This window comes from Acidobacteriota bacterium (genome assembly GCA_019347945.1).
Classification (GTDB): domain Bacteria; phylum Acidobacteriota; class Thermoanaerobaculia; order Gp7-AA8; family JAHWKK01; genus JAHWKK01.
This window is the reverse complement of the sequence record JAHWKK010000006.1, coordinates 108972-125685: the sequence shown is the minus strand read 5'-3', so window position 1 is coordinate 125685 and position 16714 is coordinate 108972. Positions and strand designations below refer to the sequence as shown.

21 protein-coding genes are annotated in these 16714 nt (G+C 61.4%); 12 read left to right on the top strand and 9 right to left on the bottom strand.

The genetic code is table 11. From position 1 onward, the window contains the following. Window positions 1–158: 158 nt before the first annotated feature. The 4 genes from KY459_05840 (at window position 159) to KY459_05825 (ending at window position 1845) form a co-directional block, all read left to right on the top strand. Window positions 159–395 (top strand): antitoxin, encoded by a 237-nt coding sequence (locus KY459_05840; protein MBW3564227.1) that lies wholly within the window; start codon window positions 159–161, stop codon window positions 393–395. Next, complete coding sequence (locus KY459_05835) at window positions 395–796, top strand: type II toxin-antitoxin system VapC family toxin (protein MBW3564226.1); 402 nt, start codon at window positions 395–397, stop codon at window positions 794–796. The genes KY459_05840 and KY459_05835 overlap by 1 nt, the downstream gene beginning before the upstream one ends. Window positions 797–864: 68 nt before the next feature. Beyond that, window positions 865–1275 carry a VOC family protein gene (locus KY459_05830; GenBank protein ID MBW3564225.1) on the top strand — a complete coding sequence of 137 codons (411 nt, stop codon included), beginning with the start codon at window positions 865–867 and terminating at the stop codon, window positions 1273–1275. 210 nt (window positions 1276–1485) lie between these two features. Then, a complete protein-coding gene (locus KY459_05825) occupies window positions 1486–1845 on the top strand; it encodes a TfoX/Sxy family protein (GenBank protein ID MBW3564224.1) in 360 nt (119 codons plus the stop codon). A gap of 163 nt (window positions 1846–2008) precedes the next feature. Here KY459_05825 and folK read toward each other — a convergent pair whose 3' ends face one another. The 5 genes from folK to KY459_05800 all read right to left on the bottom strand — a co-directional run bounded on the left by folK (window position 2009) and on the right by KY459_05800 (window position 4734). Beyond that, a complete protein-coding gene (folK, locus tag KY459_05820; protein MBW3564223.1) occupies window positions 2009–2485 on the bottom strand; it encodes a 2-amino-4-hydroxy-6-hydroxymethyldihydropteridine diphosphokinase in 477 nt (158 codons plus the stop codon). Next, complete coding sequence (locus tag KY459_05815) at window positions 2457–2903, bottom strand: TPM domain-containing protein (GenBank protein MBW3564222.1); 447 nt, start codon at window positions 2901–2903, stop codon at window positions 2457–2459. Before KY459_05815 ends, folK begins: the two co-directional genes overlap by 29 nt. 4 nt (window positions 2904–2907) lie before the next feature. Beyond that, window positions 2908–3660: a TPM domain-containing protein gene (locus tag KY459_05810; GenBank protein ID MBW3564221.1), complete on the bottom strand. Its 753-nt coding sequence runs from the start codon at window positions 3658–3660 to the stop codon at window positions 2908–2910. Window positions 3661–3732: 72 nt separating this feature from the next. Continuing rightward, window positions 3733–4353, bottom strand: coding sequence for a LemA family protein (locus KY459_05805; protein ID MBW3564220.1), 621 nt, complete (start codon window positions 4351–4353; stop codon window positions 3733–3735). A 9-nt stretch (window positions 4354–4362) separates the two neighbouring features. Then, entirely contained in the window at window positions 4363–4734 is a 372-nt protein-coding gene (locus tag KY459_05800) for an FYDLN acid domain-containing protein (GenBank protein MBW3564219.1), read from the bottom strand. A gap of 107 nt (window positions 4735–4841) precedes the next feature. Between KY459_05800 and KY459_05795 the strand changes: the two genes are divergently transcribed. From KY459_05795 to KY459_05775, 5 genes are read left to right on the top strand one after another with little or no spacing between them, the layout of a single operon-like run. Continuing rightward, window positions 4842–5438, top strand: coding sequence for a DUF479 domain-containing protein (locus KY459_05795; protein MBW3564218.1), 597 nt, complete (start codon window positions 4842–4844; stop codon window positions 5436–5438). Window positions 5439–5450: 12 nt separating this feature from the next. Beyond that, window positions 5451–5927 carry a VanZ family protein gene (locus KY459_05790; GenBank protein MBW3564217.1) on the top strand — a complete coding sequence of 159 codons (477 nt, stop codon included), beginning with the start codon at window positions 5451–5453 and terminating at the stop codon, window positions 5925–5927. A gap of 24 nt (window positions 5928–5951) precedes the next feature. Continuing rightward, complete coding sequence (locus KY459_05785) at window positions 5952–6317, top strand: response regulator (protein ID MBW3564216.1); 366 nt, start codon at window positions 5952–5954, stop codon at window positions 6315–6317. Continuing rightward, window positions 6292–6909 carry a hypothetical protein gene (locus KY459_05780; protein ID MBW3564215.1) on the top strand — a complete coding sequence of 206 codons (618 nt, stop codon included), beginning with the start codon at window positions 6292–6294 and terminating at the stop codon, window positions 6907–6909. The genes KY459_05785 and KY459_05780 overlap by 26 nt, the downstream gene beginning before the upstream one ends. A 37-nt stretch (window positions 6910–6946) precedes the next feature. Continuing rightward, window positions 6947–9355, top strand: coding sequence for a PBP1A family penicillin-binding protein (locus KY459_05775; GenBank protein MBW3564214.1), 2409 nt, complete (start codon window positions 6947–6949; stop codon window positions 9353–9355). 474 nt (window positions 9356–9829) lie between these two features. On the opposite strand, the gene KY459_05770 is transcribed toward KY459_05775, so the two are convergent. Further along, window positions 9830–10207 carry a response regulator gene (locus KY459_05770; protein ID MBW3564213.1) on the bottom strand — a complete coding sequence of 126 codons (378 nt, stop codon included), beginning with the start codon at window positions 10205–10207 and terminating at the stop codon, window positions 9830–9832. 414 nt (window positions 10208–10621) lie between these two features. Here KY459_05770 and uvrB point away from each other — a divergent pair, with 414 nt between their 5' ends. Further along, window positions 10622–12829 carry an excinuclease ABC subunit UvrB gene (uvrB, locus tag KY459_05765; protein MBW3564212.1) on the top strand — a complete coding sequence of 736 codons (2208 nt, stop codon included), beginning with the start codon at window positions 10622–10624 and terminating at the stop codon, window positions 12827–12829. Here the strand turns inward: uvrB and KY459_05760 are convergent, their stop codons facing one another. Beyond that, a complete protein-coding gene (locus tag KY459_05760) occupies window positions 12830–13297 on the bottom strand; it encodes a hypothetical protein (protein ID MBW3564211.1) in 468 nt (155 codons plus the stop codon). Between the two features lie 158 nt (window positions 13298–13455). Here KY459_05760 and trxA point away from each other — a divergent pair, with 158 nt between their 5' ends. Beyond that, window positions 13456–13776, top strand: a complete 321-nt coding sequence (trxA, locus tag KY459_05755; protein MBW3564210.1) for a thioredoxin — start codon at window positions 13456–13458, stop codon at window positions 13774–13776. Window positions 13777–13847: 71 nt separating this feature from the next. Next, entirely contained in the window at window positions 13848–14549 is a 702-nt protein-coding gene (locus KY459_05750) for a PilZ domain-containing protein (protein MBW3564209.1), read from the top strand. Here the strand turns inward: KY459_05750 and KY459_05745 are convergent, their stop codons facing one another. Next, a complete protein-coding gene (locus KY459_05745; protein ID MBW3564208.1) occupies window positions 14550–15731 on the bottom strand; it encodes an MFS transporter in 1182 nt (393 codons plus the stop codon). Window positions 15732–15843: 112 nt separating this feature from the next. Continuing rightward, on the bottom strand, window positions 15844–16641 hold the full coding sequence (locus KY459_05740) for a lytic transglycosylase domain-containing protein (protein ID MBW3564207.1): 798 nt from the start codon (window positions 16639–16641) through the stop codon (window positions 15844–15846). Window positions 16642–16714 lie beyond the last annotated feature (73 nt).

Genomic DNA, 16714 nt, shown 5'->3' with positions numbered 1-16714 from the left:
CCGAGCTGACTCGGCTTCGAGCCACACCTTCGTTTTTTGGACGGGGGGGTTGACCCCCGACGAAGAACCTGAGCGGTATCACCCGGTGCGGCCCAGCCGGAGCGGCTGGAACAACGTATCTACGAATTGTGTATACATTTCCGGAGGAACCGAATCGTATGGCAGACATCGCCAAGGTGTTTCAGTCGGGAGGGAGTCAGGCGGTCCGACTTCCGAAACAGTACCGCTTCGACGAGGACGAGGTGCTGATCTACCGGGAGGGCAATCGCGTGGTCCTCGAGTCGCTCAAAGCGGAGTGGAGTCAACAGTTTCTCAGTCTCGCGGGCACGGCCGCCGATTTTCCATATCCGGATGAGCCTCCTTCTGTCGAGCCGGGTCCTGATCTCGGTCGGTAATGCGCTACCTTCTCGACACGAACGTCTGCGTCGATTACCTCAATGCGCGCTACCCGAAGGTGATTGAAAGGTTGCGGGAGGTGCTGCCGAGTGACGTCGCGGTGAGCGTCATCGCCGTCGCCGAGCTTCGGTATGGTGCTGAAAAGAGCAACCGCCCGCAGGAGAACCATAAGCGTCTGGACCTGCTTCTGGAAGACTTGGCCTCCCTCGAGTTCGATCTCGATTCCGCTTCTGAATATGGACAGGTTCGCTCGGAACTGGAGCGAGCGGGCACGCCCATCGGTCCCAACGACATGCTGATCGCAGCGCAGGCCCGCGCACACGATCTCATACTGGTGACAGACAATCGAGACGAGTTCGAGCGCATTGATCGGCTGAGAGTCGAAAGCTGGCGTACCTGAGACGCAGTAGCCTCGCTTGTGGCTCAACGAGACAGTCGCATCGAACCAGGCGACTGAAAGGAGCAGAGATGAAGCCGCGAATCAGCCTGATCACGCTCGGTGTCCGCGACCTGGAGACCGCCGTTCGCTTCTATGAAGACGGGCTCGGATTTCCACGAATGGAAAGCCCGCCGGAAGTGGCGTTCTTCACCCTCAATGGAACATGGCTCGGTCTCTATTCGCGCGAATCGCTCGCCGAGGACGCGACCGTGTCGCCCGAAGGCGAGGGGTTCGGGGGGTTCACTCTTTCGCACAACGTCGAAACGGAAGAGGAAGTCGAAGCCGTGCTTGCGGAAGCGATCGCGGCCGGCGCGTCGCTGGTCAAGCCGGCAGAGAGAGCATTCTGGGGCGGTTATTCGGGCTATTTCCGCGATCCCGATGGCCATCTCTGGGAGATTGCACACAATCCCGCCTTCTGGGTTGGCCCGAAGGACGGATAGAACACGCCTTGCGGGGGGCTGGAGCCCCCCGCGAGTCGGCTCTGGAGAGCCGACCCCCACTGGAGAGCCGACCCCCACGGAGTTGCCCGGGTATGTTCTCGGCGGACGGTGAGCGGAGCGAAAACCTGCTGAGGCGCCATCTGCTACCCTGTCACTACAAATGTCAGCCCAAAGCCTGGCTGGGAGGAACCGACGGCCCTCGGACGAATGATGGCGAGACGGCTCGAGGCAACCGATGGAATCAATGAAGAGCTGGTCGCGCGGATCAGGAACGTGATCGGCGGGAACGCCTCCGTGACCGAGAGGCGAATGTTCGGCGGACTTTCGTTTCTCCTGCACGGCAATGTCTTCTGCGGGGTCATCGGAAACGAGTTGATGGTCCGGGTCGGGATGGAACAATACGAGCCGACTCTCTCGCTCTCCCACGTGAGGGCGATCAAGCTCACCGGGAGACCACTCAGGGGGTATGTCCGCGTTTCGAGCTCCGCCATCGCGACCGCGGGCGATCTGGCGGGATGGGTCCGGCGCGGCCTCGGATACGCCGGCACGCTTCGGCGAGCAGAGCGCTGATTAGGGATTAGGGATCAGGGATCAGGGATCAGGTTGAAAGGCAGGGTTCAGGGGATCAGGGCGAAAGCTCGGACGCGTCCGACGTGTCAGACCTGTCAGGGCGAATCGGACCTCTGGTTCTCTCGCGGCTCCGCGGCCCCACTCGTGCCCTGCCTTTCCTAATCTAACCCCTGATCCCTGATCCCTGATCCCTAATCCCTCGATAAAGTCCCAGCTCGGACATCGGAACGACGACGAATTCGCGCTCGGAGAAACGGGGATGCGGAATGACGAGGTTCCTTTCGAAGATTCTGGCCGCGCCGTACTGGATGATGTCGACGTCGATCCTGCGAGGCTCGTTGCGGACGATCCGCCGCCGCCCGCGCGTCTTCTCGTGACTGTGAATCAGCTCGAGCAGTTGGTGGGGCCCGAGGGTGGTAAAACCAGCGACCACCATGTTCAGGAACGGGCCGGCACCTTCGGGGGAGTCGACCGGCGCGGTCTCGTGAATCGGGGAACGCCGCACGATATCGACGTGACGCCGCAGCGCGCGGATGGCGAGCTCGAGCTCGTAGCGCCGGTCGCCGACGTTACTGCCGAGCGCGAGAACCACGCGAACGGGACGGGAGCGCTCAGTCGAGGTCGCTTTTGCTGATTGCATCGGTGAGCTCGTTGCGGTCCGTGCGTTCCCGAGGAAAGTGCCGGCTAAGCTGTTCGCCGATCTCGTCGATCGCATTCACGAGTCCGCGCGTGAAGTCGCCAGTCTTGAAATGCTCCTCCAGATGGGCGGCGACTGACTGCCAGAATTCGTCGCCGACGCGTTCATGGATGCCCCGATCTCCGAGCACGACGAACTGCTGCTGTTCGGCGCAGATGAAGATCAGGACTCCTGTGCGGTCCCGCGTTTTCGTCATGCCGATCCGTTCGAAGGTGCGCTCCCCGAAAGCGCGGAGGTCGCGGCCTCTGGCAGATCGTTCGATGTGAACGCGGACTTCCCCCGAGCAGGCCTTCTCGGCTCGACCGATCGCGTCGATGACCGCCTGTTCGTCGATCCGGTCGATGAGCTCTCGATGTTTCATCGTTTCACCAGCTTCCCGTTGCTCCGCCGCCGCCGAACCCGCCTCCACCGCCTGAAAAGCCTCCGAAGCCGCCCCCTCCTCCCGAGAATCCGCCCCCGCCCCACGTCACGCCGCTCGACGGAAAGATGATCGGTGTGAAGCAGCCGCCCCGGCGGCGATGCGGCCGGATGAAGGCGAAGAAGAAAAAGAAAATGAGAACGAAGAAGATGAGGTCGGTGAATTTCAGACCGCCGCGCGGTTCCTCCATCGAGCCGACCGGCTCCTCGTTGGTCTCGATCTGCCGCATCAGCCGGTTGGTTCCGGCCACGAGTCCCTCGTACCATCGATTCTCCCGGAAATGCGGTCCCATCGTTTCCCGGATGACCCGCCCGGAGAAGGCGTCGGTGATCGACCCTTCGAGGCCGTATCCCACCTCGATCCGGGCGGTTCGATCCTCCGGGAAGAGGAAGAGGACCAGACCGTTGTCGTATTTGTCCTGGCCAACGCCCCACTCGTGGGCAGCGCGGACGGTGAACTCCTCGACGGGGTAACCGTCGAGTGTCGGGATGATGTAGACGATCAGCTGGGCGCCGGAGCGCTCCTCGAAAGCCCGGAGTGTCGCGTTGAGGGCGGACCTCTGCTCGGCAGTGAGAAGTCCCGACTGGTCGGTGACCCACTGCGTCGGCGCAGGGGGAACGGGCCGCCTGGCCTGCCCGAGCAGCGGAATCGCCACGAGCAGAACGAGCAGGAAGGCGACGCCTTTTCGGCAGGGAGTCATCGTCTGGAGAAAAACCGCGGACTGAAGGGACGGGCGGGAGCGGGCTTCAGCGGCCCGCCCCTCCGGGTGCCGTCAGTTCGATCCACTGAAGTCGAATTCGACTTCCGGCGGTACGTCCGATCCTTCGGTGGACTCGAAATACTGCTTCTGGTCGAAGCCGAACAGGCCGGCGAAAATCTTCGCGGGAAACCGTCGGGAAGCCGTATTGAAGGCGCGGGCCTGTTCGTTGTAGCGCATTCTCTCGACGGCGATCCTGTTCTCCGTTCCCTCGAGCTGAACCTGAAGATCGAGGAAGTTCTGGTTGGCTCGAAGCTCGGGATAGCGCTCGACGACGACGAGCAGCCGTGAAAGCGCGGAACCGAGCGCCGCCTGTGCCTGACTGAACTGCTCGAAAGCCTGAGGATTCTCGGTCGGATCGCCGGCCCCGGCAGTCGCCTGCCCGACCCTCGAGCGTGCCTCGATGACGTTCTGCAGCGTCTCTCTCTCGAAGTCGGCAGCACCCTGAACCGTTCGGATGAGATTCGGGATGAGATCCGCCCGTCTCTGGTACTGGCTTTCCACCTGAGCCCAGGCCTCGTTGACGTTCTCGTCGAGTGTGACCAGGCGGTTGTAGGTCGTGAACGCCACCATCGCCAGAACGAGGATGACGATCAGCACAACGGCCGCGCAGCCGATGAAGCCGAATCTCTTCATTTCACTACCTCAGAATTCTTCGTCGTCAGCGTCGGTGGCGTCACCATCGGCTTCGTCATCGTCGGCATCGTCATCATCATCATTATCGTCGATATCGTCGTCATCGGAAACTTCGTCGTCGGAGTCGTCGTCCGCTTCCTCTTCGAGCTCCTCGTGATCGTCGAGCTCCACTTCCTTCTTGTTCTTCTTCTTCTTTTTCTTCGCCTTCTTCGGTTTCGGTTTAGCGGGCGCCCTGGTGGCTCTCGCGCGCTTCGGTTTCACGGCGGTGTCGGCTTCACGCGGGTCGGCGCCGCACTTCGGACAGGCAGGTTCCGGTTTGTTGAAGTCGTAGAACTTCGTCTGGCAGCTGTAGCAGGTATGCTTGTTTCCGAGCTCTGGCATGGTTGGTCCTCTCGAGTCGATTCGGCGCGGACGTTAGCACTCGCGCGGGGAGGCGTCAATCGGGCCCTGCGGGTTGCGGCTCCCGTGCCTGACGCGCGGGCGAAACCATGAACTTTCTCGGACATTTCTATACAGCTGCCTCGGATCGGTCGCTCATGGTCGGGAGCTTTCTCGGAGATTTTCTCAAGGGACCGGTCGAGGATCACCGAGCGATTTACCAGCCGGGACTTCGCCTCCATCGTGCCGTCGATGCGATCGGTGACCGGACGGAATCGTTCCGGGAGAACTGCCGGCGGCTCCGACCTTCGTGCGACCGGTATGCGACGGTGGTTGCCGATATCGTGGGCGATCATCTCCTTGCATCCGGGTGGGACGAGTTCTCCGAGCTTCCACTCGAGACGTTCGTGACCGGGTGCCACGCGGCCATCGCGTCCGGTCTCGACGAATTTCCGTCGGTTGCCCGCTCGGTGGCGATTCGCATGATCGAGGAAGGCTGGCTCGAATCCTACGCCAGGCTCGACGGGCTCGCGCTCTCGCTCGAACGTTTTCGAAGACGGATCCGTCCACCTCTCGACGTCGATCGGATCGTCCGGACCGTCGAGCAGGAGCGTCTCGCGATGATGAGCTCGTTCCGGGGCTTCCTCCTCGCCGTCGAGACGCATCCGAGGATCGCCGGGCTGAGGTCTCAGCGGCCGATTGGGTGATACTCTCCAGCCATGGCGCGTGATCCGCGAACGGTGACGATTCCGAGAGCCGTCACGTTGTTGATGCTGCTTCTGACGACTGGCGCGATTCTTCTCGTCACGCTCCAGATTGCCGGCAAAACCTATCGGAAGGTCGACCCACGACCATTTCACGATGTCATGGTTCTGACCGAGAAGCTCCAGGAGGGGGACCTTCCCTTTTCCGTTCTCGTTGCTCTGGCGATGCCGGTTCTGCTGAACGTACTTCTCTTCGTTCCCTGGGGTTTTTTCCTCTTCATCCTGCTCGACAACGGGGATCGGTACGCGATCGAGTCTTTCGTCTACATCGCGCTTCTCGCAACCGCCTTCAGCGGTGCCATCGAGGCGATCCAGTATTTCCAGCCAACTCGGGTGACCGACGTCAATGATGTGATCTGGAACGTAGTAGGCGCGATTCTTGGAGCGCTCGCCGGGCAGATACGCCGCAGAGTTCGTTTCAACTTCGTCTGAAGAAAAAAAGGAGATCCGAGTAAATTGATTTTGATCGTCGAGGATGACCCTCAGGTTTCCCGGCTCATTGAGCTGGTGCTGAAGAGAATGGGTCGGAAATCGAAGACGGTGTCCGGAGGTGACGCCGCCCTGAAGCAGGCGCACGCCGAGCATCCGTCACTCGTGATCGCCGACCTCGGAGTGAAGGGGTTGCCGGGTGACGCCCTCTGCTCGCGCCTCAAATCGGACGAGCAGACGCGCGGGATTCCGGTGATCATCCTGTCGGGAGATCGCGACATCCGGGAGAAAGCAGACAGTTGCGGCGCGGACGCCTACCTCGGCAAACCTTTTGAATTCGAGGAGCTGACCAAACTGGTCGAAAAATATGCTGACGACGACAAAGCCGATTGAATCTCCTGAAGAACCGAGTCCGAGGAATCGGCTGACGGCGGTTCTCGGCGCCGAGGGATTCAGCCGAAAGCCGGACGATGACGAATGGGCTGCGCTCGGCGACGAGGTGTGGCACCGTCGCGAACGGGTCCTGTTTGCCGAGGGCGAAACCGTCTTCATCTTTCTCCACACCGAGGCAGTTTCGGAAAAGGTCATCGATCAGGCGATGGGAGGAGTCGGAAACCTGTTCATCGCCCGAGCCAGAGACCGCAAAGCGGGAATGATCTTCCAGACGACGACGGTGTACGTCGTGATCGTCGGTGAGTCGGGAGCGCCTCACCGCAGCGAGCTGAACGGTTTCGTGACCGAGGCGAAAGGCGCCGTGATCGTACCGGTCGTCATGATGCCGGAGATCAATACGGTGGTCTATCCCGACGTCGAGCTCGAGAGAAAGCTCGGCGCAGTGAGAGTTCGAGTCGAATATCTTCGCTATCTCCTCGGCGAGAGAGGTGATCGAGTCGACGTTCACAAGGGGACGATCGCCACATTCTGGGTCTCGGTTGCCTTCGTCGGCCTCCTGTTCATCGCCGGCGTTCTGACGATGATTCTGTGACCTCCGCCCGCGCTGGGCGTCGTATAAACTGAGGGTCATGACGGCAGAAGCGAATCCCGGGGGGAAGAAGGGGAGGGGAAGGCGGATCCGCTCTTTCTATCTGACGCGTCTCGCGCTGCTGGCCGTCTTCATCGCACTCGGCATTCCGGCGGGATATCTCTTCGCCCGGATGATCGAGAGGCCGCTGGTCGAGAAACTCTACGATTATCGTCCCGACATCATTACCCGGATCGTTGATCGGAACGGCGAGCGCGTCGCCGAGTACTCGCTTCAGAAGCGGATCGTCATCGAATCCTCCGAGATGTCGCCTCATCTGAAGAACGCCATTGTCGCGATCGAGGACAAGCGCTTTTACGAACATGGCGGAATCGATCCGATCGCGGTGCTGCGGGCGGTCAAGACCGACCTCATCCTGCGGGAAAAGGCACAGGGAGCCTCCACGATCACCCAGCAGCTCGCCAAGCAGATCTTCCTCACACCTGAGAAGAGCTGGACGCGAAAGTTCAACGAAGCCTTTCTCGCGGTCGAGATGGAGAAGACATTCACCAAGGACCAGATCCTCGAGATGTACGCGAACCAGATCTTCCTCGGCGAAGGTGCCTATGGTGTCGAGGCTGCTTCGCGTGTCTACTTCGGAAAGAACGCCAGCGATCTCGACATCGCGGAGGCTGCGCTGATCGCGGCGCTGATTCAGAGACCATCCGACTACTCTCCGATCTCCAACGGCGATCGCGTCATTTCGCGGCGCAACTACATTCTGGACAGGATGGCCGAACAGGGATACATCAGCGAGCAGGAGCGGAAGCAGGCCCGTGCGAAGCCGATCATTCTCCGCGACTGGGAGGAGGATGCGCCCGGAGCGGGTGGCTATTTCACCGAGGAGGTCCGCCAGTACCTTCAGGAGAATTACGGCACCGCGGGGCTCTATCGCGGAGGACTCGTCGTCGAGACGACGCTCGATCTGGCGCTGCAGGAAGAAACGGAGCGAGCGCTACGGAAGAATCTGAGAAGGCTCGATCGAATCAGAGGATTCCGCAAACCGGAGCGAAACATCATCGACGAGGGCGGCGATCCGGCGACGTGGTCCGATCCCCGCTGGCGGGAAGAGCTCGAGGCGGGTGAAGCCTACCCGGCCGTGGTCCTTCAATCCGAGACCGGTGCGATCGAGGCGCGGCTCGCCGGCGAAACGATCACCCTCGATGCCGACTCGACCCGTTGGACCCGCAGAGATGTTGCGCGGGAGCTGCGCGAAGGCGACGTGATCTGGGTTCGCTTCGAAGAGGGAGAAGAGGAACCGAGAAAGTGGTATCTCGATCAGTATCCGGCGCTCCAGGGGGCGGTCGTCGTCCTCGACGTTCCAACGGGTGAGGTGCGGGCGCTGGTGGGCGGCTACGACTTCAGGAACTCGAAGTTCAACCGGGCGGTACAGTCCGCGCGGCAGGTCGGCTCGGCGTTCAAGCCCTTCGTCTACGGAGCGGCGTTCGAGAAAGGATACACGCCTGCCGACACGGTTTTCGACGCCGCCACCGAGTTCGAGCTCGACGGCAATCGAGTCTATCGACCGAGAAATTACACAGGCACCTACGAGGGGGTGATCACGATTCAGCGCGCGCTGGAGCTGTCGATCAACATCCCGGCAGTCAAAGTGATGTTGCTGATCGGAATCGGCGAAGTGATCGACTTTGCGAGACGAGCGGGGATCTCGGCGGATCTGCCGGAGGTTCCATCGCTGGCGCTCGGACCCGCCGGGATTCCTCCGATCGAGATGGCGGCGGCGTTCAACAGCTTTGCCAACGGCGGGGTGCACGCCGAGCCGAGGATGCTCCGGCGCGTGAAGAGCGCCGAGGGGCAGATACTCGAAGAGACGTATCCGGACCTCCAGGAGGCTACGACCGAGCAGGTGGCCTACGTCCTGACCCACGCGATGCAGGCCGTCGTGCGGCGAGGCACCGGGTTTCCGGCACACACACTCCCGGGAGTCTATGCCGGAAAGACCGGGACGACGAACGGTTACACCGACTCGTGGTTCGTCGGCTATTCACCGGAGTACACGGTTGCGGTCTGGGTCGGATACGACGATCCGAGGAAATCGCTCGGCCGCGGATCGACGGGTGGTGATGTGGCTCTTCCGATCTGGATCGAGGTCTTCAAAGCGATCGACGAACTGGGGCTGAGGGGGGAGCCGAAGGAAGCGTTCGAGGTTCCGCCCGGCGTGGTCTCGGTCTCGTTCGATCTCAAGACGGGAAGGCGCGCAGAAGGGCCGTGTGGTCGGGTGGTGCAGGGCGTCTTCATCACCGGTACCGAGCCGGAAAAGAACTGCTGGGGTGAGATCTACGGGACGATTCCCGAAGGTCTCCCCGTCGAACCGGAGCTGGCCCTGGAAGCTGGCGCGGAGTCTCCGCCGCCTGACGAGCTCCCGCCGGCGGAAGCCCCGCCGAGTAACTAGATGTTGAGGTTGGAAGTTTGAGGTTGGAGGTTGGAGGTTTCGTTCCAGGGATCGGGGTCGGGTCTGGACGGGCTGGTGCCGAAACCCGGGTAGAGACGATGGCGGGGAAAAGTCCGCTCTTGTCATCCTGAGCAATTGACCGGCGCGTTGCGTCGGTGAAGGGGGAATGAAAACCGGAGCCCGCAAAACCCCGCACTCCATACTCAAACCGACGTCGTCCCGAGCGGGCGGTCGGGTGGGCAAGCGAGGAGCCTGCCCTGAGGGGTGATGGGTGGGGGAAACCGAAGGGACCTTGCAGGGTGGGACATCAGGCCAAGCGAAGCGCTGCAAAAGGTCGAAGTCCACGCAATTTCGTGGTCGTTTCATTAGGAGACCGGCGAAGCACGGGCGAAGGATTCGGGGGCGGCTCGTGAATGATTCTTCCGTCCCGCCATGACGATGATTCGCGGCTCCCCGCTTCGTCCTGAAGCAAGTTCAGTCGAGGAGGCGTCCTGCGATCTCGGTCAGCTTCTCTCTGGTGAGTGGTTTCTTCAGCCACGCGTCGGCACCGGACGCAGGGAACATCTCTTCGAGCGACTTTTCCGGAAGATCGGAGATCAGGACGATGGGAACGTGCTTCTTGCTCGGCTGAGATTTGAGTACTTCGCTCAGGCGATTTCCCTTGATGCTCGGGAGATTGACATCGATGAGGATCAGATCAGGGACGTTGGTCGCGAGGACATGGTTGAACTCGATCCAGCTTCCGGCGGTCAGCACCGAGGAGCCTTCTTTCTCGAGCAGCGCCCGCGCCAGCTTGAGTACGAGGGGATTGTCGTCGAGGACCAGGATCGTCAGGTCCGATAGTTTCGCCATTGAAGTTAATCTCCGTGTCTGAGCGAGTTATCCAGTTCGACGAAGGATAACATGATAGATTCGGATTTATTACCGCAGGGAGGGTCAATTTGGAGGACAATCGATACGACGGCACGCCGAAATCGGGAGCAGGATCAGTTCCGACTCCCCCTCCGCCGGGCGCGGCGGAACACCCGCCGGTTCCAGGACCCGGCCAGCCCGGCATCAATACACCGGCCGGATACTACTCGCAGGAACCCGTCAAGACCGCTGAGAAGAAGGGCTGCGGAAAATGGGCGATCGGATGCGGAGGCGCGGGTTGCCTCGTCGTCATTCTTCTGATTGGCGGTTTCTGGTGGCTGCTCGACAGCGGATGGTTCGGCAAGACGCTCATGACCGAGCTCTCGAACACCGTGACGGAATCGACCGAGCTCGATGACGCGGCGAAGGCCGAGCTCACACGGGAGCTCGACGAGGTTCGCGTCAGAATCGAGCGGAAAGAGATCGGATTCATGGACCTCCAGGAGCTTCTGCCGGTCCTTCAGACGGCTGTCGCCGACGAGCGAATCGACTCGGAAGAAGCCGAGGAACTTCTGGTCGAGCTCCGCAAGATCAACGACGAGCCGATCGAGCAGAGTTTCTGAGCCCGATCTCCGAGTGAACAACTTCGAGCTGACGTCACGCTTCACGCCTCAGGGCGATCAGATCGAAGCGATCGAACAGCTGACCCGATCCGTGTCATCGGGTGAGAAGCATCAGGTCCTGCTCGGCGTGACCGGTTCGGGCAAAACCTTCACGATCGCGTCCGTCATCGAGAAGATCAATCGCCCGACCCTGGTGTTGAGCCACAACAAGACGCTCGCGGCGCAGCTCTACCAGGAGTACCGGAACTTCTTTCCGCGCAACCGGGTCGAGTATTTCGTCTCCTACTACGACTATTACCAGCCTGAAGCATACGTACCGCAAAGCGATCTCTACATCGAAAAGGAGATGACCAAGAACGACGAGATCGACAAACTGAGACTCGCCGCGACGAAAGCGCTGTTCGAAAGGCGTGACGTGATCATCGTCGCCTCGGTCTCCTGCATCTACGGCATCGGCGATCCGCAGCTCTATTTCGGCATGCTCCTCTTTTTCGAGACCGGACAGGACCAGCCGATCGATCACTATCTGAGACGGTTGACCGACATGCAGTACGAGCGCACGCCGTACGATCTGAGCCGAGGAACGTTCCGGTTGCGTGGCGACGTGATGGAAATCTGGCCGGCGTACGAGGACGATGCCGTCCGGATCGAGTTTTTCGGGGACGAGATCGAGGCGATCCGGCGAATCGATCCGGTCACCGGAAGGGCGGGTGAATCGATCGACCGTCTGGCCGTCTATCCCAAGAGCCATTACGTGACCCCGCGCGACCGCCTGGCCGACGCGATGACCAATATCAGGGAAGAGCTCGACGAACGGGTGAGGGAGCTGAGAGAGGCTGGAAGAATGCTCGAGGCGCAGCGGCTGGCGCAGCGAACGATGTTCGATCTGGAAATGATGGCCGAGCTCGGCTACTGCAACGGTATCGAGAACTACAGTCGTCATCTGAGCGGCCGGGCTCCCGGAGAGCCGCCGCCCACCCTTCTCGACTACTTTCCCGATGACTTTCTGATCGTCATCGACGAGTCGCACCAGACGATTCCTCAGGTGCGCGGGATGTGGGGTGGCGACCGTTCGCGCAAGGAGACGCTTGTCGAGTATGGCTTCCGTCTTCCGAGCGCCCTGGACAACCGCCCGCTCAATTTCGACGAGTTCAGGGAGCGGATCGATCAGGCCATCTACGTCTCGGCCACGCCCGGCGATTACGAGCTGACACTCACCGGCGGCGAGTTTGTCGAGCAGGTGATCCGGCCTACGGGGCTGCTCGACCCCGAGGTCGAGATCCGTCCGGTCCGGGGCCAGGTCGATGATCTCATCGGATTGATCCGGGACCGGACTGAGCGTGACGAAAGGGTGCTGGTCACGGTCCTCACCAAGCGGATGGCCGAGGATCTGACCCGGTACCTGCTGGAGATCGGGATCAGGGTTCACTACCTCCACAGCGACATCGACACCCTCGAGCGAGTCGCGATCCTGCGCGATTTCCGCCTCGGTACCTACGATGTGATCGTCGGGATCAACCTCCTGCGGGAGGGACTCGACATTCCGGAATGCTCGCTCGTCGCCATCCTGGATGCCGACAAGGAGGGATTTCTCCGCTCCGGTACGTCCCTGATCCAGACGATCGGCCGGGCAGCGCGCAACGTCAACGCGAAAGCCGTTCTATACGCCGATCGGATCACCGACTCGATCCAGCACGCGCTCGATGAGACCAACAGACGTCGTGCGGTTCAGTCGGAGTACAACGAGTTGCACGGGATCGAGCCGAAGTCGGTCATGAGAGCGGTCGATTCCGATCTCGTGAAGATGGCCAACCTCGATTTCTATGGCGTCGAGATCGCGAATACGGGGCTCGATCTGGTGGCCGAGGGCCCTCTCGAAGAGCGAATCAGGCGGCTCGAGAAGGAAATGCGGGAGGCAGCCTCGAAGCTGGAATTCGAAAAGGCCGCCGAACTGCGCGACCGGCTCCGCCAGTTGCGCGAAGCCGAACTGCTCATCTGATCAGCGCCCCGATCGATCGAGTCCGCGGAGATGATCGGTGCTCGGCGAGATCGCGAGAAATGCAGCGATTGCGACGAGTCCGAAAGGAACGAAGAAGTCGAAGCTCTGTTTCACCATCGCCAGAACCAGCCCGAAGATCGCGACCGATTCGATCATGGTGAGCCGGAGGATGTAGGCCGTGGTGACTTCCCCGGTGAGCTCGAAAGCGGAGGTCGGTTGTGAAGTCGAGGGACGATCCGAGCGCTTTGCTCGGCGAGCCGCCGTTACCACGAGGCCAGGCACGACAATCGCTGCGATCATCACCATGGCAGCCATGCCCGCGAGGATGTAGACCATCGGATCCCGCCAGTCCGCGGGTTCGGCACTCTCGCTGGTGATGATCCATGCGAGAAGGCCATAGATCAGAACCGACGCCAGCATGGCGATCCAGAGCATTCGAAGGGTCTCCGGGGTCGCGGGCCTGCTCATGGACGCATCATACTTCGGGAATGGCCGGGCGTTACCGTGAGAGTGAGGAGAGGCAAATGAGTGATCTGATCGTGAAATGCCGTTCGTGCGGAAAGAGGAACCGGTTACGTGAGCCCGGCCGCCGGAACGTTTGCGGAAGCTGTGGGACGGATCTCGAAATGAGAGGGACCCCGGTCGAGGTCACCGACGAGAACTTCGACGCGCTTCTCTCGCGGGAGCCGAGGGTCGTGGTCGACTTCTGGGCCGAATGGTGCGGGCCCTGTCGTCGTATGGCACCGGTGTTCTCCGAGGTTGCATCGCGTCGAACCGATGTGACGTTCGCCAAGCTCGATACCGAGGCCAACCGAGCGACATCGACCCGCTTCAACGTCCAGAGCATTCCGATGCTCGTCTTTTTCAGGGACGGAGAGGAAGCGGGACGGCTGGTCGGTCTGACCGATCGGGCCGGCATCGAGAGCGCTCTCGAGCGTTATCTCTAGGCATCGGGGAGATAGAATGGGGTGGTGAGACGGTGAGTTTCGCGAATCCCATCTTTTTCGGAGTAAACGGCTTGACGAGAAAAGAAACAGTGACCACTGCTGCTGGTACGCAGGTCGTCGAAGACATCCGGACGGCAAAGCGTTACGTCTTCGCCACGCCGCTCGAGGCGGAGATCGGCGGCGACTCAGTCGTCCTGGTGGATATCTCCACGGGGGGAATGGGGATCGTCAACACCACCCATCTCAATGTGGGATCGCCGGTTCGGATCTCCGTGCTCGATCCCGACTTCGGACAACGTCACAAGTTCAGGGCCGACGTCGTCTGGAGCCGGATGACGGGAGAAAAAGACGCAACGGGAAAGCTGTTTTATCGAACCGGGCTCCGGTTCGACCAGCCGATCGAAGAGATCGCCGGAATCCTCGGGAGGCTCATCCGATTCCACGGGCGCGAGGACGCCGAATCCTTCGATCGCAAGAAGAAGGCGGTAGCCATTCGAATGATCGAACGGGCCCGAGCAGGGATTCAGGGCGCCCAGGCGATCGATTCGGACACGCTGATGCTCGTGGAGCAGGCGATGAGAAGTCTCGCCGAGCTGTCCGACAGCCAGGATCTCCTCGCCGATGCCCGCGGTGAGATGGAGAAGCGGGGTGTGACCGGCAGCCACAGCCGGGAGGTGCTGATCCTCTGGCGGATGCTCGATTACACGGTCAGTCTCGAGAGCATCACCCGTGCACGTGCCGCGGTCGAAGCGATCCGAAAAAGCGGCGGATGATCAGTTGTCGGGAACGCCCCTGGCGAAATCAGTTCGATTCCGCGCGAAACGGGGATAGGTGAGCAGAAATATCGGAATCGCCATGGCTGCAACGGCAGCACCCGTTCCCCATGCGGCGCTCCAGCCTCGAGTGCCGGCGATCCATCCGATCACGAGCGATCCCGCGCCGATTCCGATGTCGAGCGACATCAGGATGCTCCCGAATGTTGCTCCGTGTCTGTCGCCCGGAACCAGCATCAGAATGGCCGACAGAAGCGCCGGGTAGATCGCACCGAATCCGATTCCGAACAACGTCGCCGAGAAGGCCATCTGCAGGCCGGTCCCGGCGTGGATCAGGAGCAGCATCGCCGGAGGGACGAGCAGCAGCGCCGGATAGAGAAGCCAGAGGGGTCCGTAGCGGTCGCCCAGAGGCGTAATGACGATCCGGGTCACGATGATCGCGATCGAGAGGACGATGAAGAAGAGAGCGTCGGGATGGATGCCGCGCTCCGCGGTGAAGATCGCGACGTAGGAGGTCAGCCCTCCGTAGGGAAACGCGCATACGAGAAGAGTCGTACCGACGAGGACCACCCTCCAGTCGACGAGCTGCCGAGGCCGGGGCCACCTCCGGACCGGCTGGTGCGAGTCGGTGATCCGCAGACCGAGAATGAGAATCCCCACCGAGAGAACGGCCATGCTCACACATACCGCCATCCAGCCGGCGGTCTTGAACAGATGCAGCCCGAGCAGCGGAGCGAACGCAATCGCGAGTGTCGGAGCCATACCGTAATAGCCGAGCCCTTCGACGCGCCGCGTCGGTGGAATGATCGAGGTCAGGACCGCCCCGCTCGCCGAAAGCAGCCCCGACCAGAGAACTCCGTGTACGAGCCCGATCGCGAGCAGAACCGGAAGGCTCGTGGTCATTGCGTAGAGGAGAGTGAACAGGAGAAAGGCGATCGAAGCGGTCAGCATCAGCCGGCGCCGGCCGAAGTTGTCCGCCACGGTTCCGGTCAGCGGAGCGGCTATCGCGGATGCCCATGTGTAGACGGCGAGAAAGAGCCCCGCCGACGCCTTCGATCCACCGAGCTCGAGGATGCGCAGGGGCATCGTCGGAAAGAGCTGGAACGCCGAGGTGAATGTGATGAAGACGAACGCAAGCAGCCGCAGGAAAGGACCGGTGAAGAGCGGTGGGCGGCTGCTCATCGCCGGGCCTGGACCGGTCACAGACGAGGCAGTCGTCGACGGGGAGAGCACGGCCGGAAAGGATACCCGGTTTGCGGATGCCGGAGACCGGCGGAATGGCTCCTCCTCCAGCTCAGTCGCGAAGCCTCAGGGCGAGGCGGTTCCATTCGGCGACGCTCTGCCGGATCCGCGCTTCATACTCGGCATTCGAGATGGCGACTTTTCCGACGTAGTTACGGGTCTCGTCGAACGGAGGGACGCCTCCATACCGGCGGACATTTCCCTCACCGGCGTTGTAGGCGGCGAGCAGGAGCGTCTCGTCCCCTTCGAATCTGCGATGGAGATAACGGAGATAACGGGCTCCGGTTTTGATGTTTTCGTCGGGATTGAAGAGGTTTCCTGCTCCCATCCAGCGGCCGGTGCTGGGAATGATCTGCATCAACCCGAGGGCGTTCTTGTGGGAAACAAGCCGAGGCCTGAAATCCGACTCGGTTTTGACGACCGCCGCGACGAGCTCGGGGCGCAGGCCGTTTCGCTGAGCCTCTTCGTAAATGATTGATCCGTAAGGAACGTGATCCCGGAAATAGGCACGCCGGACGGTTTCAGCGGTGAGCCTGTCGTGAAGCCAGCGGTGGACGCGGGGCGCCACCGGGCGCCGTACCTCCGATTCGATCTCGACGATCTCGACGGAAGCCGAAAACGGGAGCAGCTCCGAAGCCGACGTCAGAATCGGGTGAAAGACCTCGGCGCCGAGCGGGGTGGTAATTGAAAGTATGACGACGAGGACGGAGGTGATACCTGCGGTGATCCGTCCGAGACGGGATCGGCGGCGGTGCGTCTGGCACCGGCAGATCGTCCGGAGCGAGTCGACCGCGCGGCGGCGTCTCCTCGCTGCGATCGATGTCGATACGATGTGCATGAGATTCCTCATCAAGTGGGCTCCGGAGGCAAAATTCTGTCCAACTCTTCGTTTAAGGGCTCTTTTTTCACAGGCGTCGACCGAC

What these genes read in the sequence shown, in the direction of transcription:
- KY459_05825 (MBW3564224.1), top strand. Translation starts at nt 1,486, where the DNA reads ATGGCGAGACGGCTCGAGGCAACCGATGGAATCAATGAAGAGCTGGTC.
- KY459_05790 (MBW3564217.1), top strand. Translation starts at nt 5,451, where the DNA reads ATGGCGCGTGATCCGCGAACGGTGACGATTCCGAGAGCCGTCACGTTG.
- KY459_05835 (MBW3564226.1), top strand. Translation starts at nt 395, where the DNA reads ATGCGCTACCTTCTCGACACGAACGTCTGCGTCGATTACCTCAATGCG.
- KY459_05815 (MBW3564222.1), bottom strand. Translation starts at nt 2,903, where the DNA reads ATGAAACATCGAGAGCTCATCGACCGGATCGACGAACAGGCGGTCATC.
- folK (MBW3564223.1), bottom strand. Translation starts at nt 2,485, where the DNA reads ATGCAATCAGCAAAAGCGACCTCGACTGAGCGCTCCCGTCCCGTTCGC.
- KY459_05830 (MBW3564225.1), top strand. Translation starts at nt 865, where the DNA reads ATGAAGCCGCGAATCAGCCTGATCACGCTCGGTGTCCGCGACCTGGAG.
- KY459_05770 (MBW3564213.1), bottom strand. Translation starts at nt 10,207, where the DNA reads ATGGCGAAACTATCGGACCTGACGATCCTGGTCCTCGACGACAATCCC.
- KY459_05840 (MBW3564227.1), top strand. Translation starts at nt 159, where the DNA reads ATGGCAGACATCGCCAAGGTGTTTCAGTCGGGAGGGAGTCAGGCGGTC.
- KY459_05775 (MBW3564214.1), top strand. Translation starts at nt 6,947, where the DNA reads ATGACGGCAGAAGCGAATCCCGGGGGGAAGAAGGGGAGGGGAAGGCGG.
- KY459_05760 (MBW3564211.1), bottom strand. Translation starts at nt 13,297, where the DNA reads ATGAGCAGGCCCGCGACCCCGGAGACCCTTCGAATGCTCTGGATCGCC.
- KY459_05740 (MBW3564207.1), bottom strand. Translation starts at nt 16,641, where the DNA reads ATGAGGAATCTCATGCACATCGTATCGACATCGATCGCAGCGAGGAGA.
- trxA (MBW3564210.1), top strand. Translation starts at nt 13,456, where the DNA reads ATGAGAGGGACCCCGGTCGAGGTCACCGACGAGAACTTCGACGCGCTT.
- KY459_05795 (MBW3564218.1), top strand. Translation starts at nt 4,842, where the DNA reads ATGAACTTTCTCGGACATTTCTATACAGCTGCCTCGGATCGGTCGCTC.
- KY459_05810 (MBW3564221.1), bottom strand. Translation starts at nt 3,660, where the DNA reads ATGACTCCCTGCCGAAAAGGCGTCGCCTTCCTGCTCGTTCTGCTCGTG.
- KY459_05780 (MBW3564215.1), top strand. Translation starts at nt 6,292, where the DNA reads ATGCTGACGACGACAAAGCCGATTGAATCTCCTGAAGAACCGAGTCCG.
- KY459_05805 (MBW3564220.1), bottom strand. Translation starts at nt 4,353, where the DNA reads ATGAAGAGATTCGGCTTCATCGGCTGCGCGGCCGTTGTGCTGATCGTC.
- KY459_05800 (MBW3564219.1), bottom strand. Translation starts at nt 4,734, where the DNA reads ATGCCAGAGCTCGGAAACAAGCATACCTGCTACAGCTGCCAGACGAAG.
- uvrB (MBW3564212.1), top strand. Translation starts at nt 10,622, where the DNA reads ATGACGCGGCGAAGGCCGAGCTCACACGGGAGCTCGACGAGGTTCGCG.
- KY459_05745 (MBW3564208.1), bottom strand. Translation starts at nt 15,731, where the DNA reads ATGAGCAGCCGCCCACCGCTCTTCACCGGTCCTTTCCTGCGGCTGCTT.